The sequence below is a fragment of the Nonlabens sp. genome (assembly GCF_018401815.1).
In the GTDB taxonomy this organism is placed as follows: domain Bacteria; phylum Bacteroidota; class Bacteroidia; order Flavobacteriales; family Flavobacteriaceae; genus Nonlabens.
On record NZ_JAGYKG010000003.1, the window covers coordinates 244198 to 258989 of the forward strand.

Sequence of the window (14792 nt, forward strand, 5' to 3'; positions counted from 1 at the left end):
ATATTATGAATTGCCAACATAGAATCGGCGAGGTTTTGTCTGTCGATTTAGAGTCTCATAGCTCAGCTAATTAGAGCGCTACACTGATAATGTAGAGGTCGGCAGTTCGAGTCTGCCTGAGACTACTTTTTATGTGGTTGTTTACCATATTTTGTTCATTTAAACAATTATGGGAAACTTTAGATGTTGAGATGATATTCAGTATTCATAATTTTGGATTTACTTCTAAATTTCTGAAATGGGGATTGGCCTAGCTGATAGAGAGTGCCCTGCCTTGCACGTGCAGGTCACTGGTCTGACCTGATATTCCCTCCACAGGTGTATTTTATACAAACGTTCATTGGTTATATTAAAAGATTAACGAGTAATGATTAATTTCTATGTATTATATAGTAAAATAAAATAGGCTTTACCCCTATCGTTGGGGGTAAATTGAATATCATAAGCAAAAATTATACGTATGGGGAATGCCTAGGCCTCAGAGGTGAGCGCGGCTGGGACGGATAAGCTGCGATACAGGGATCGCACATGTGAATTGATCCGTAAATTTCAAATGGGGCAACCTGCATATTGAAGATATATCATCCGTAAGGCTAAACCCAGAATCATTAAAGACCTAAGTAGCCAGAGGAGAGAAAACAACAGTGATCTGGCCAGTAGTAGCGAGCGAACGCGAATAGCCCAACCAATGATGTTACGGCATTGTTGGGGTTGTAGGACCGTAATATTTGATGTGCAATGAATAGGAATCTTTGGAAAAAGAACCAAAGAGGGTATAGTCCTGTACTGGTAAGCTGTACGCCATTGATAGCGGCATCCTGAGTAGTGCGGGCGTGAAACCCTGTATGGAATCAAGGGGACCATCCATACGCTTAATACCCGGTGAGACCGACAGTAACCAGTACCAGGAGGGGAAAGGTGAAAAGAACCTGAATAAGGGAGTGAAATAGATCCTGAAACCACATGGCCATAAAGGAGTCATGGAGCCCTGACGTTAAGTCAGGTGACGAGTGCCTTTGCATGGATGGGAGAGCCCATTACTACTGTTGTTAGTAAGTATGATTTCAGATCCAGCCAAGTGAAAGCGAGTCTGAATAGGGCGTATAGTTGGGGCAGTGGTGACGCGAAACCGTGTGTGATCTACCCATGGCAGGGTAAGCTGTAGTAACATACAGTGAAAATTCGGAACCAGTTGACGCTGAAAAGCCTTCGGATGACCTGTAGGGGTGAGCGCCAATCAAACTCGAAATAGCCTGTACTCCTCGAATGCATTTAGGCAGCGTTAATTGTTTATAGAGGAGAGCTACTGATCACGTGTGGCTTCACCGCCTACCAATTCCTGACAAACCTGAATGCTAAAATAGTGGTTAAGGTGAGGGCAGAAGGGTATAAGTGTCCATGTCCGAGCGGGTAACCCAGATCAGCTTTTCAAGGTCCATCAAGGCAGAAGTTGACAAAACGAGGTTGTACTGCATAGACAGCTAGGGATGTTGGCTTGGAAGCAGCCATTCATCAAAGAGGGCAACAGCCTACCAGTCGAGCGGTACGGAAGGATGGCACCGGCATAGCCATACTACCGAAGCAAGGAACTGAAAAAGAGTGGTAGGGAGTAATTTGCACGTGTTGAAGATGATTCGTGAGAGTTGCTGATGGAAACAAATGTAGCATAAAATGATAAGGAGTGAGAAACCCTCACCGAAAGACCAAGGCTTCCCCAGCCATGCTAATCGTATTGAGGTTGGCCGGGTCCCAACGCGCACCTGGCTAAAGTGATAACAGGTTAATATCTTCAAAATTTGCCCAACAAAAGTGACGGAGGTGTGAATCCAGGTACCGACGGAATAGTACGTTGAACTAATTTTTAAGATTGAGAGAAAATGGTGAGGTTAATAATTGATTGATAACTAGAGGAGCAACTTCCGTAAGAAAAATAAGTGAAGCAGCCCACCAAACTGACACAGGTGCTGGGATGAGAATCTTATGTGGTCGAGTGATCGCGCATAAGGAATTAGGCAAATTGATTCCGTAACTGGGAGAAAGGTCCCCATAGTTTATATAGGGCAGGAAAAGATCCAAGCGACTGCTATCAAAAAACATGGTAATTCTGCTAAACCCAGACATGAGTAGGGCCTGACACCGCCCGGTGCCGAAGCAAGGAGAGAGGCTTACTCCCCCGCCGCTTTTACCAGGCGAAGATCTCAATCAGTCTCTGGTAAATATGCGCCGTAACTATAACGGTCCCATGTGAAGTGAAATCCCTTGTCGGCAAGTTCCGACCTTTCTGCACGAATGGTGTAACGATTTGATACTGTCTCAGCGATATCGGGAATTGTAGTATCGGTGAAGATGCTGATTACTCCACATGGGACGGAAAATCTTCGTGTACCTTACTATAGCTTAGTAACACTCTGATGTCGTGTGGGATAGGTAAGACATCGTGGAAGCATTATCGCCAGGTAGCAGGAGTCATTGCTGAAATACCACCTTTGCTTATTTGAACGGCAACCTTCTGCCAAGCGGAGCACGTTTGCGGGTAGTCGGACTGGGGTGGTCGCCCAAAAGAGTAACGGAGGCTTCTAAAGTAGTACCCCAGCACGCTTGAATCGTGCGTAGAGTGCAATGTGGCATAAGGGTGCTTGACCAGGTGACACACAGGCCGATCAGGGTTGGAAACAAGTGAGCATAGTGATCCGTGGTCTGTACAGCGCCACTGCCCAAAGATAAAAGGTACGCTGGGATACATAGGCTGATCTCCCCAAGAGCTCACATCGATTGGGGTTTGGCACCTCGATGTCGGCTTCCACAACCCAAAGGCTGAGAATCCTGGCAGTTGGGCTGTTCGTCGCATTAAAGCGGCACGCGAGCTTAACAGAACGTCGAGATGTCAATCTCCCATCTGCAGGGGGTGGAAATCTATAATCTGGATCTTTAGTATGAGAGGACTGAGTTGACTGACTGCTAATCACCAGTTGTTCCAAGCCAGGAGCATTGCCAGTAGCTACGTCGGGTGGATAAGCGCTGAAAGTACAGAGCAGAAACGCATCACAAGATGAGATTTCTTTAAAGGGTCGTGGAGACTACTGGCGTTGATAGGTCACAGTGTAAAGGCAGTACGTTGGCAGCTGACATACCACCACCCGTGTTTAGGTATTCAAATCTTTTTATTTACTTGTTTATTTCAATATGTCAACTTATACAGTTGACGTAATGCCAGCTGAACCATTACAGGGTTATAGCGATGGGGCCCACCTCTACCTTCCGGAACAGGTTAGTTTCCATTTGCGCAGATGGTACTGCTATTTGTGGGAGAGTATGTCGCCGCCTTCTTTTTAAACCCTTGTCCTAACGGATGAGGGTTTTTTTATGCCATAAATCAAAGCATCAACCAAAAATGAATTGCTGTAAATGAGGCTAGTCAAACGGTGGTTCCAATTACCTATAGGTTTCTAATTTTGCAACCTATCTGATAAAGTGGGTATACCTCTGGTTCTTTTGGATCTGCTTCAGTTGCTATCTTAATTTGTAGTTCTGTAGGCGATCGAATTGACGGAAGTGGTCAACATGTCTAGATATGTTGTTTGTTCTTTGAGAATTGAATTTTTTTAGAAGGGGTTTCCCAGGTTGTTCATAATATAAAATTACCTTACCTTCTGCATAGCAGAAGATCACCTCGTATGGATCGACTCCTTTAAATTCTGGACAATAAATAAATAACCTCCTTGTCTAGAGGATAGGTTTTTTTATACTGTATTAAGCTATATGTTGAGGGATCACTTGTGCCTTTTCTGGTTGTTGTAGCAGTGAATCATTTGTTATCTTATTGTTGGTTTCTTATGATAACGGGTGTTTAAGAATTCTAGTCTCCTACGTAAAAGACGCTTCGTGTCTTTGCTTATTTATTCCCAATAAGTTTTAGGGAGGTGTAGGGTTGTTATAGAAGTTGGTGTATGCTCATGCATAAGGCCTAGGATACACCAACTTTTATTAATTTTTGGAACACTTACTTAAATAGAGGGAAGTTCTTGGCTATTTGGTTCACCTCGTTACCAAGCTCTTCTATTGGTGGGTTTTCTTTATTACTGATACACCTGTCGATAATGTCGACAATCTTAACCATGTCATTTTCTACAAATCCTCTCGTAGTTATGGCTGCGGTACCCACTCTGATACCACTAGTTACAAATGGAGACTCTGTATCAAAGGGAACCATGTTTTTATTTAATGTGACATGTATTTTACCCAAAAGTTCTTCAGCTTCCTTACCGGTGATTTTTTTATTTCTCAGATCGATCAACATCATGTGATTATCGGTTCCTCCAGATATGATGTGATAATCTCTTTTTACAAATTCTTGAGCCATCACCTGGGCATTTTTGTTCACCTGATGAATGTATTGTAAAAACTCATCGGTCAAAGCTTCTTTAAATGCTATTGCCTTTGCTGCAATAATGTGCTCCAATGGTCCCCCTTGATTACCGGGAAATACACCACTGTTTAATAAACTGGACATCTTTTTAAGTTTTCCATTTTTTAATTTTTCTCCAAATGGATTATCAAAATCTTTCCCCATGATGATGAGACCTCCTCTAGGTCCTCTAAGGGTTTTATGTGTAGTAGTCGTACAAACATGAGCATGTGGTACGGCGTCCATAATGACCCCTTTTGCTATAAGTCCTGCAGGGTGAGCAATATCTGCCAATAGGATGGCGTTTACTTTGTCTGCAATTTCTCTAAATCTTTTGTAGTCAATGGCTCGGCTATAGGCTGATGCTCCTGCTATAATCAATTTGGGTTGCTCCTTTACAGCAATTGCTTCAATTTTATCATAGTCTAATAATCCGGTTTCCTTTTCAACACCGTAAAATGAATTTTTGTAAATTTTTCCAGAAAAATTAACAGGCGACCCGTGTGTTAAATGACCACCATGAGAAAGATCAAAACCCAATATTTTATCCCCAGGATTTAAGCAGGCATGATAAACAGCTGTGTTGGCTTGAGAACCCGAATGAGGTTGAACGTTGGCGTACTCAGCATTAAAAAGCTTTTTAGCTCTTTCAATGGCGATGTTCTCAATTTCATCAACCACTTCACATCCACCATAATACCTTTTACCAGGGTAGCCTTCAGCGTATTTATTAGTTAAAATAGAACCAGCAGCTGCCAGTACATCATCACTTACGTAATTTTCACTAGCAATTAATTCGATACCTTGTGTTTGACGAATTCTTTCTTTTTCAATAAGATTGAAAATTTCTTGATCCTTATGAGCCATTTTTGAACAAATTTAGATGACAAAAATAAGCTACTTATGCTATCATCCAATTCTTATATAATATATTTGAACATACTTTTTAACAAGAAATCAAGATCATATGGCTACTAAAACTAACGACCCAAAAAGAAACTCTTGGATAGGATATAATAGAGATACTCATTTCCCTATTCAAAATATACCCTTTGGTGTTTTTCTAACTAGAGACAACGTCATTACTATAGGTACCCGTATTGGTGATTATGCTATTGATTTGGGGGCACTTCAGGAAATGGGCTATTTTGATATGGTGCCTCTTACCGATGATATGTTCATGCAGGATACCTTAAATGATTTTATATCAGATGGTAAAAAAACGTGGAGGCTCGTTAGAAATAGAATTGGTGATATTTTCGATAAAAACAATCCCGAATTAAGAGATCATAAAGAACATAGAGATAGAATTATTTTTGCTATGGACGAAGTGGAAATGCAACTACCTGTGCTTATAGGTGATTATACCGACTTCTATAGCAGTAAAGAGCACGCCACTAATGTAGGTACCATGTTCAGAGATCCAGATAATGCGTTGCTGCCTAATTGGTTGCATATGCCTGTAGCGTACCACGGGAGATCCAGTTCCATCATTCCATCAAATATTCCTATTCATAGGCCACAAGGTCAAACCATTACTGCTGGTTCAGACCAGCCTGTTTTTGGCCCTTCTAAGCTGCTTGATTTTGAGTTGGAAATGGCTTTTATCACCACAGATGCTAATAGCTTAGGACATCCCATTCCCGTAAAGGAGGCCGAAGATTATATTTTTGGTATGGTAATGCTTAATGACTGGAGTGCTAGGGATATTCAAAAATGGGAATATGTGCCATTAGGGCCCTTTCTTGCAAAAAATTTCGCGAGTGCTATTTCTCCATGGATCGTAACTTTAGAAGCTTTAGAACCTTTTAGAACAGAAAGTCCTAAAAGAGAAAGGCCTGTATTGGATTATCTGGATTCTAAAAAGAACAGTAGTTTTGATATTCATCTAGAAGTAGACATCACTCCTCAACAAGGCCGACCTACCACCGTATGTAAATCTAATTTTAAACACCTGTACTGGAACATCTCTCAACAATTAGCGCATCATACTGTAAACGGCTGTCCAGTTAATAGTGGTGATTTGATGGGTAGCGGAACTATTTCGGGTCCGACACCAGATTCTTATGGTTCGATGTTAGAGTTGAGTTGGAGAGGAGAAAAACCAGTCCAGCTTAATGACGGCACAGAACGCAGGTTTATTGAAGATTACGATACGGTAACCATGAGAGGGTATTGCCACAAAGGAGATTTAAGAATCGGATTTGGAGAAGTGTCCAATAAGATCCTGCCTGTATATCAGCCTAAATCTAAATAAATGAAAAGAGTATGCATCCTTTTAGCTGTTGTCATCTTTGAAGTTTCCTGCAGTAGCGTTAAAAAAACAGAAATCGCTATCAATGAAGGGGATTACGATCAGGCGATCAACATTGCCGTAGATAACTTAGTGTCGGGTAAGAACTCCAAAAGAAATCAAGAGGTTATCCCACTTCTAGAGAGGGCGTTTAAAAAAGCAACAGAACAAGATCAAATGCAACTTAAAAGATGGCAATTAGATCCTAATCCTGCGGTGTTAGAACCTATTTATGAAACCTATCTAAGAATGGATAGGCGACAAAATAGAATACGGCCCCTATTACCACTTCAAGTATTAAATCTTAATCGAGTAGCGCTATTTGAGTTTCAAGATTATAATTCAGAGATTTTATCTTCTAGAATGATTCTCAGTGATTATTTATTGGATACTTCTAAAAAAGCGTTGGCAGTTGCTAACATAATGGAATCTAGAAAGGTGTATAATGATCTTAAGTATTTGGATAAGATCAATCCTAACTTTAGAGATACACGCGCTTTGATACAACAAGCCTTAGAACAAGGAACACATTACATACTTGTAGGGTTGCAAAATCAGTCAGAGACGGTATTGCCCGTAAGGCTAGAGGAAGAATTACTCAATTTTTCGACGTATGGTATTAATGATCAGTGGACCCAATATCATAACAATAAGATCAATGCGCTAGATTACGATTATCATCTGGACATCATCATCGATAGAATTGTTGTTTCTCCCGAGCAGGTACTTCAAAAAGAATTGGTAAAGGAAAAAGAAATCAAAGACGGCTTTATTTATGAGTATGATGCTAACGGAAATGTTAAAAAAGATAGTCTTGGAAATGATATTAAAAAAGACAAATTCATAACAATCAAGGCAAATGTGATTCAAAACACCCAATTAAAGGAATCTAACGTCAATGCAATAGTTCAATTAAAAGATAAAAGAACACTTCAAATTGTAGATCGATTCCCAGTGAGCAGTAGTTTTGTGTTTACCTATATGTATGGTTCCGTATATGGTGACAGAAGGGCTTTGGAGGCAAATTACCTAGAGACTCTGAATCCGCAATCGGTGAACTTCCCACCAGATGAACAAATGGTTTATGATACAGGAGAAGACCTTAAGTTCAAGATAAAACAGATTTTAAATAGGCTGCAGTACCATTAGCTTGGTGATTCCGCTTTCGCGAAAGCGAGCTAAAAAGAAAGATCACATCCATGGCAGTCTTAAGAAATACTTCACAATTCAACTCCTATCTTTGAAAAGATCCAAAATCAATGAGCTTGAACCATAAACCTTATCAATCTATTAAACATTTCTCTGCGTTACTGTCAGATTATCTCGATGAAAAGGAGCTGTTAAAATCATTGTATCACAGGTTTCCTAAAATAGAGAACTTTAACGATCAGATTTTAGAAAAACAATCTGAGTGGAGCAATTCACAGGAAAAGAGAGAACTCTTATCTGACGTATTATTAGATCAATATGCGTTTATTGAGGATAAGCAGGAGAGTATTCAAAATATAACATTACTTAGGGATCAAGCAACCTATACCGTAACTACTGGACATCAACTTAATTTGTTCACCGGGCCGTTGTATTTTTTGTACAAGATTATTTCGACCATTAATTTATGTCAACAACTTCAACAGGAGTATCCTGCTTTTCATTTTGTACCTGTCTACTGGATGGCTACCGAAGATCATGATTTTGAAGAGATACAGTATTTTAATTATAGTGACAAAAAAGTAGTTTACAATCGTGAGGCCACAGGTGGAGTAGGAAGGTTATCTACTGACGGATTAGAGGATGTTTTGGCTGTCTTTAAAGATCTTTTAGGAAAACATGATCACGCTCTAGAGGTGTTAAGCCTTTTTAAAAAAGGATATGTAGAACATAAAAACCTTGCAGATGCTACTAGAGCGATCGCCCATGAATTGTTTAAAAAAGAAGGTTTGGTGATCATCGATGCCGATAATGAGCGGTTGAAGTCCCTAGCAATACCTTATTTTAAAGAAGAGCTGGTTTCAAAAGCTAGTTTTAATGCAGTTAGTAAAACACTAGAAACCTGGCCAGATCAATATAAAGTACAAGTCAATCCTCGAGAGATCAATTTATTTTATTTGACAGGCGACTATCGCAAACGCATTATAGAAAAGGATGGGACCTACCATATAGACGAAATAGGAATAAGCTTTACCCAAGATGAAATTCTTAAAGAATTAGAAACCTACCCAGAACGTTTTTCGCCTAATGTCATTATGAGGCCTCTTTATCAAGAAGTAATACTACCTAATTTATGCTACATAGGTGGAGGAGGCGAAATAGCGTATTGGTTAGAATTAAAAGGGTATTTCGATTCACTACAAGTTACCTTTCCGATCTTATTATTGCGCAACTCAGCTCTTTTAATAACAAATAAGCAATTGGATAAGTTGGAGAAGATGTCATTAGAAGTTTGGGATCTTTTTGAAGAAGATCACACGATCACCAACCAACTTACTCATAAAATCAGCGCTATAGAAATTGATTTTTCTGAGCAGAAGCAGCATTTAAAGCAACAATTTGTTGCGCTTCACCAGCTAGCAACTCAAACAGACCCCTCGTTTGAAAATGCAGTAAAAGCTCAAGAGCACAAGCAAATAAAGGGGTTAGAACATTTGGAAAACAGGCTGTTAAAGGCTCAAAAACGCCAATTACAGGACCATCTAGAAAGAGCACTACAGCTTAAAAAAGAACTTTTCCCTAACGGTAGTTTACAAGAAAGGCACACTAATTTCTCTGTTTTGTATCAAGAATACGGACCAGAATTTATCCATAACCTCAAAGAACATTTAGATCCGCTAGATTTAAGATTTACCCTTATTCAACTTTAATTGACGCACCACTTCTGTGCCTATTGAACTGGGTAAAATTCTTTTGAAAACACGTTAACAAAAGTGTTTGACATCTATAGGGTTTAGTTATTAAAAAAGTAAATTTGCTCATGCAACACGACAAGATATTAATAGTAGACTTTGGATCGCAATACACGCAGCTCATTGCGCGCAGAATAAGAGAGTTAAACATCTATTCGGAAATCCATCCCTTCAATAAAGTACCATCTAACCTAGATGACTATAAAGCAATAATTCTTTCTGGAAGCCCTATGTCGGTTAGGTCTGAAGCCGCTTTCCATATCGATTTGAATGAGATAAGGGGCAAGAAACCACTTTTAGGTGTTTGTTATGGAGCACAGTATTTGGCTCATTTTCACGGTGGAGAGGTCGGTGCTTCCAGCACCAGAGAATACGGGCGTGCCAATCTTTCTTTTATCCAAGAAGATCCATTTTTAGAAGGAATAGAAGTGGGAAGTCAGGTGTGGATGAGCCATAGCGATACCATTAAAAGATTGCCAGAAAATAGTGTGTTACTGGCGAGTACGCATGATGTTCAAAATGCGGCCTATAAAATGGAGGGGGAAATGACTTATGCGATACAGTTCCATCCCGAAGTGTATCACTCTACTGATGGAAAAAAGTTATTAGAAAATTTCTTAATCAATATTGCTCACGTAACTGCAGACTGGACACCTGATAGTTTTGTTGAAGAAACCGTAGAAAAATTACAAAATCAACTTGGTGAAGATCGTGTTGTCTTAGGGCTTTCTGGAGGAGTAGATTCTTCGGTAGCAGCCATGTTACTGCATAAAGCTATAGGTAAAAACCTCTATTGCATATTTGTGAATAACGGTTTGTTGCGTAAAAATGAATTCACTCAGGTGCTTCAACAATATGAAGGTATGGGTTTGAATGTAAAAGGAGTTGATGCTTCGGCACGATTTATGGAGGCTCTGGCTGGAGAAAGTGATCCAGAATTAAAACGCAAAGCTATAGGACGTGTTTTTATTGAAGTTTTTGATGATGAAGCACATGAAGTCAAAGATGTAACTTGGCTTGCTCAAGGTACTATTTATCCAGACGTCATTGAAAGTGTCAGTGCCACTGGAGGTCCTAGCGCTACCATTAAATCACATCATAACGTAGGTGGGTTGCCTGATTTTATGAAGCTTAAAATTGTAGAACCTTTAAAGGCATTGTTTAAAGATGAAGTACGTCGAGTAGGGAAGTCTTTGGGAATGGCGGCAGAACTTTTAGGAAGACATCCTTTTCCAGGACCAGGTCTTGCCATTAGAATATTAGGAGACATCACGCCAGAAAAAGTAAGCATCCTACAAGAAGTAGATGCCGTTTTTATCAATAACCTTAAAAAATGGGACCTATACGATAAGGTATGGCAGGCAGGTGCTATTCTCTTACCGGTCAATAGTGTAGGAGTTATGGGAGATGAACGAACCTATGAAAAATGTGTAGCTCTTAGAGCTGTTGAGAGTACCGATGGAATGACTGCTGACTGGGTGAACCTACCTTATGAATTTTTACAAGCCACTAGTAATGAAATAATAAATAAGGTAAAAGGCGTTAATAGAGTGGTGTATGACATCAGTTCAAAACCACCAGCAACTATAGAATGGGAATAATAAGAATATGAAATATATAGTAGTTATCGTTTGTATGTGTTTCGCTTTCGCGAAAGCGAATGCCGCATGCATGCAAAATTACCAACAGCATATTGTAGCGCAAGGGGAAACGATTTATACACTAACAAGAATGTATAAGGTCACTTCTCAAGACTTGTTATCGCTTAATCCAGATTTAAAATCTGGATTGAAATATGGTCAAGTCCTTTTAATTCCAGCTCCAAATAAGGTGCTTACACAACGTAAAATTAAAAAGTATAAGAGTCACCATGTAGGTCGTAAAGAAACGCTATACAGCCTTTCTAAAAAATATGAAATAACAGAGCTCGATATTAAAGAATCGAATAAAGAACTGTATTCTAACCCCCTGAGAAAAGGAGATCGCATTCAAATACCGGTTTTTGAAGATGTAGAAATTTCCCTGTCTAAAATCAAAGAAGTGGTATCAGATCCTGCAAACTTACCAGACGGTAAGTACCTAGTGAAGCCAAGCGAGGGAATGTATCGCATCGCTTCTAAATATGGTATTAAAGTAGATTCCCTTCACCAACTCAACCCAGAAGTAGGGGCTTTAAGACCTGGGATGATATTAAATGTACCTAAGAATGTTTCTTTGATTACTTCAGAGGATAAGGACAATCAAGGGCCGGTAACACCAGCTATTGAAGATAATCAAATGATGCAATATGTGCTACCTAATAACATGAGTATGTATTTGCTTAAAAAGGTAGCCGGTGTAAGTGAAGATTCTTTGATCTCTCTGAATCCACAATTAAAGGAAGGACTACAAGAGGGGATGAGCGTTACTATTCCTAATCCTAACTATGGAAAGGTCACAGATTTGAAACTAGAGACTTCTGGCGTTGCTAGGTTAGTAGATAGTTTGAACAATTTTAAAAAGCAGCGACTTGCCATCATGCTTCCCTTCTCTCTCCAAAAAATAGACGAAACCACTAGTGATCGAGATAACTTAAAAAGCGATCGTACGATGCGTATTGCACTAGATTTTTACAGTGGTTTGAAGATCGCGATTGACAGTGCCAATGCTTTGGGAATACCTGTTATTTATGACGTTTTTGATACTCAAAAAAATATTCAAACCACTCAGAATATTTTAAAACAAACTGATTTTACCGAATATAACACTGTCATTGGCCCTTTGATGTCTGTTAATGTGGTAGAAACCGCCAAGGAGCTAAAGGATAAAGGTATTCCTGTTATTTCTCCCTTAACCAATACAGAAGTTAGGTTATACCGCAATCTGTTTCAAGCACGACCTAGTGACCAGGTGCTCAAGGAAAAACTCCAAGAGTATTTGGCAACATATGCTGTGGGTAAGAACGTTATTATCATTACTGATAACGATCGTCCCGAACTTAAAAAGGAATTTACCTCGATCTTACCCGGTGCAACCGTCTTAGTTCCCAATACAGACAAAAACTATATTTATAGTGCGGAATATAGTAAAAAATTAAAATCAGACACAGAAAATGTTATTGTACTAGCTATAGAAAATGAGGTTTTAATTACCGATGCGGTAGTAAATTATGCTGCAAAAACAGCTGCCTATCAAATAACCATGTTTGGTTTAGAGAATTTTGAAGATATGGGCTTATCTAACACAAAATTAGCGAGTCTTAATTATATATTTCCCCGCATGTTTAAAGAAAGCGATACTACCAACTCCTTTATCGAGAAGTATGTTTCCATTCATAAGATCACCCCTAACTCTTATGCAACAAGAGGTTTTGATGTAACACTTGATGTTATTTTTAGGCAAGCAAGCGCCGCTGATTTATATGAAAGCGCCTTTATAAATGCTAAAACGCAGATGACCGAGAATAAATTTGATTATTCCAAAAAGTTCTTTTCTGGGTTTTACAATGATGCTATTTATATGTTACAATATCAAGAAGACCTGAGTATAAAAGAGCTACATATTAATGGATTACAAAAGAATTATAAGTAATGACTTCTATTGTAACCTATCAAGGTGATCTTAGGTGTGAATCAACCCATTTAAAAAGTGGTGATTCCTTTACTACCGATGCTCCTTTGGATAATCATGGCAAAGGTGAAGCTTTTTCTCCTACAGATACTGTAGCAACAGCTCTAGCAAGTTGTATGCTCACTGTAATGGCTATTAAAGCAGAAGAATTGGGAGTGAACCTTCTTGGGAGTGCGGCAAAAGTGACCAAATTCATGTCGTCAAGTCCTCGTCGTATTGCTCAAATAGATGTGGAACTGGAGATGAAGGGAACTTGTGATCAAAGGACACAATTGATATTAGAACGAGTGGCAAATACGTGTCCAGTGCTTAATAGCTTGCATCCTGAATTGATTAAAAATATTATTTTTAATTGGGGTTAAATGAACGTAGTACTTTTTTGTTTTTCATTCGTTCTCTTTTTCTTTACTGATCCAGTAGAAAAATTCACTTATAAAGAACGCCCACAACTTTCTTGGAGTGATTTTAAAGGACTACCACCCCAAAATACATCACATGCTGCTAGTGTCAATAGCGGAATAAGCTACCTTCTTACCACCACAAAAAGTGACGGGGACTTATTGATTGATGTAGCTGTCACCACTAGCTTCTATCCTCAACTGAGCTGGAAAAAGAATAGCAATGAAAACAATCCCAGCCTTTTAAAACACGAACAGGTGCACTGGGATATTTCAGAATTATATGCTCGGAAACTAAGAGCCGCCTACAAAAAGTATATTCCCAAAAAAAATATAAAGAAGGAAGTTGATGGAATATTTCAAAAATTGGAAAACGAACGTCAGCAAACACAACATGCTTATGACCGAGCAACTAAGCATGGATTACTAAAAGAGGCACAAGAAAAATGGTCTGCTCAAATTAGAGAAGAACTTTTTAAAACCAGCTTAGAAGCTTAGGGTATTAAAGTTCAAAATATGCTGTAAACGAGGTGATGACATGTGGCACTTCATTTATTTCAAAATTAAGAGTTACTTGAAACCCTTTAAGGTGTTTATAAATATGTAGCCTTCCTTTTCTGATGTTATACAAGCCAGTCGAACCGCGACAAAAGCACATCCTACTAAAACTCACTTTTGCCTCAGTTAATAACTCATCCGTTAGTTTCAATTCATTGACATTGTCATCGATTTCTATAAATATTATTTCTGAATAGGAGTCATCTGCCAGTTGAGGATCTTCGTTTTTGCTGTATTCAAATTTTAATACGAGTCTGCCTTTAGCAGACTTTAATTGATAATAGCTATTTTTAAATTCGTCTTCCAGAACCAGAAGCGCTGTGTCTTTTAACACTTCAAAAGAGCAACTCCCTTCTGTGGGACATTTGTACAGCGCCACCAAGCTGTTATCTGAGACGTTCTTGGTTTTGCAAGAAGTCAATAAGATCCACATAAATACTAGTTGACAGCAAGTGCGCATGACTTAAGAATTTAGATTTTGAATGTTTATGGTTGAGTGGTTTTTTACTTTTTAGCTAAAGTACTTCTTGTACTCGATGCATTGCGATAGTCAAATGATCAAAAACTACTTCCCAAAAAATTGAAAGAGATCAACCAAGTTGCCCTCGCAAATGCTATTAAATGTGATC

9 protein-coding genes, 1 tRNA gene and 1 rRNA gene are annotated in these 14792 nt (G+C 39.0%); 9 read left to right on the forward strand and 2 right to left on the reverse strand.

From position 1 onward, the window contains the following. Positions 1–51 precede the first annotated feature (51 nt). Together KG732_RS07735 and KG732_RS07740 are read left to right on the forward strand one after the other, a co-directional pair. Positions 52–125 (forward strand) — tRNA-Ile (locus KG732_RS07735). A gap of 314 nt (positions 126–439) precedes the next feature. Continuing rightward, positions 440–3151: ribosomal RNA gene (locus KG732_RS07740) — 23S ribosomal RNA — on the forward strand. 849 nt (positions 3152–4000) lie between these two features. Here the strand turns inward: KG732_RS07740 and glyA are convergent. Next, positions 4001–5272, reverse strand: a complete 1272-nt coding sequence (gene glyA, locus KG732_RS07745) for a serine hydroxymethyltransferase (RefSeq protein ID WP_213522158.1) — start codon at positions 5270–5272, stop codon at positions 4001–4003. 100 nt (positions 5273–5372) lie between these two features. Here glyA and fahA point away from each other — a divergent pair, with 100 nt between their 5' ends. From fahA to KG732_RS07780, 7 genes are all read left to right on the forward strand, one after another. After that, positions 5373–6662, forward strand: a complete 1290-nt coding sequence (fahA, locus tag KG732_RS07750; RefSeq protein ID WP_213522159.1) for a fumarylacetoacetase — start codon at positions 5373–5375, stop codon at positions 6660–6662. Continuing rightward, the gene (locus tag KG732_RS07755; RefSeq protein WP_213522161.1) at positions 6663–7847 is read left to right on the forward strand and encodes a hypothetical protein; all 1185 of its coding nucleotides are present in this window, start codon (positions 6663–6665) and stop codon (positions 7845–7847) included. 110 nt (positions 7848–7957) lie between these two features. Further along, on the forward strand, positions 7958–9556 hold the full coding sequence (bshC, locus tag KG732_RS07760) for a bacillithiol biosynthesis cysteine-adding enzyme BshC (protein ID WP_213522163.1): 1599 nt from the start codon (positions 7958–7960) through the stop codon (positions 9554–9556). A 110-nt stretch (positions 9557–9666) separates the two neighbouring features. Further along, a complete protein-coding gene (gene guaA, locus KG732_RS07765; RefSeq protein WP_213522165.1) occupies positions 9667–11199 on the forward strand; it encodes a glutamine-hydrolyzing GMP synthase in 1533 nt (510 codons plus the stop codon). A gap of 7 nt (positions 11200–11206) precedes the next feature. Continuing rightward, entirely contained in the window at positions 11207–13168 is a 1962-nt protein-coding gene (locus KG732_RS07770; protein WP_300980389.1) for a LysM peptidoglycan-binding domain-containing protein, read from the forward strand. Beyond that, positions 13168–13569, forward strand: a complete 402-nt coding sequence (locus KG732_RS07775) for an OsmC family protein (RefSeq protein ID WP_213522167.1) — start codon at positions 13168–13170, stop codon at positions 13567–13569. The genes KG732_RS07770 and KG732_RS07775 overlap by 1 nt, the downstream gene beginning before the upstream one ends. Then, complete coding sequence (locus tag KG732_RS07780) at positions 13570–14103, forward strand: DUF922 domain-containing protein (RefSeq protein ID WP_213522169.1); 534 nt, start codon at positions 13570–13572, stop codon at positions 14101–14103. A gap of 4 nt (positions 14104–14107) precedes the next feature. On the opposite strand, the gene KG732_RS07785 is transcribed toward KG732_RS07780, so the two are convergent. After that, positions 14108–14623: a hypothetical protein gene (locus tag KG732_RS07785; RefSeq protein WP_213522171.1), complete on the reverse strand. Its 516-nt coding sequence runs from the start codon at positions 14621–14623 to the stop codon at positions 14108–14110. Positions 14624–14792: the final 169 nt, after the last annotated feature.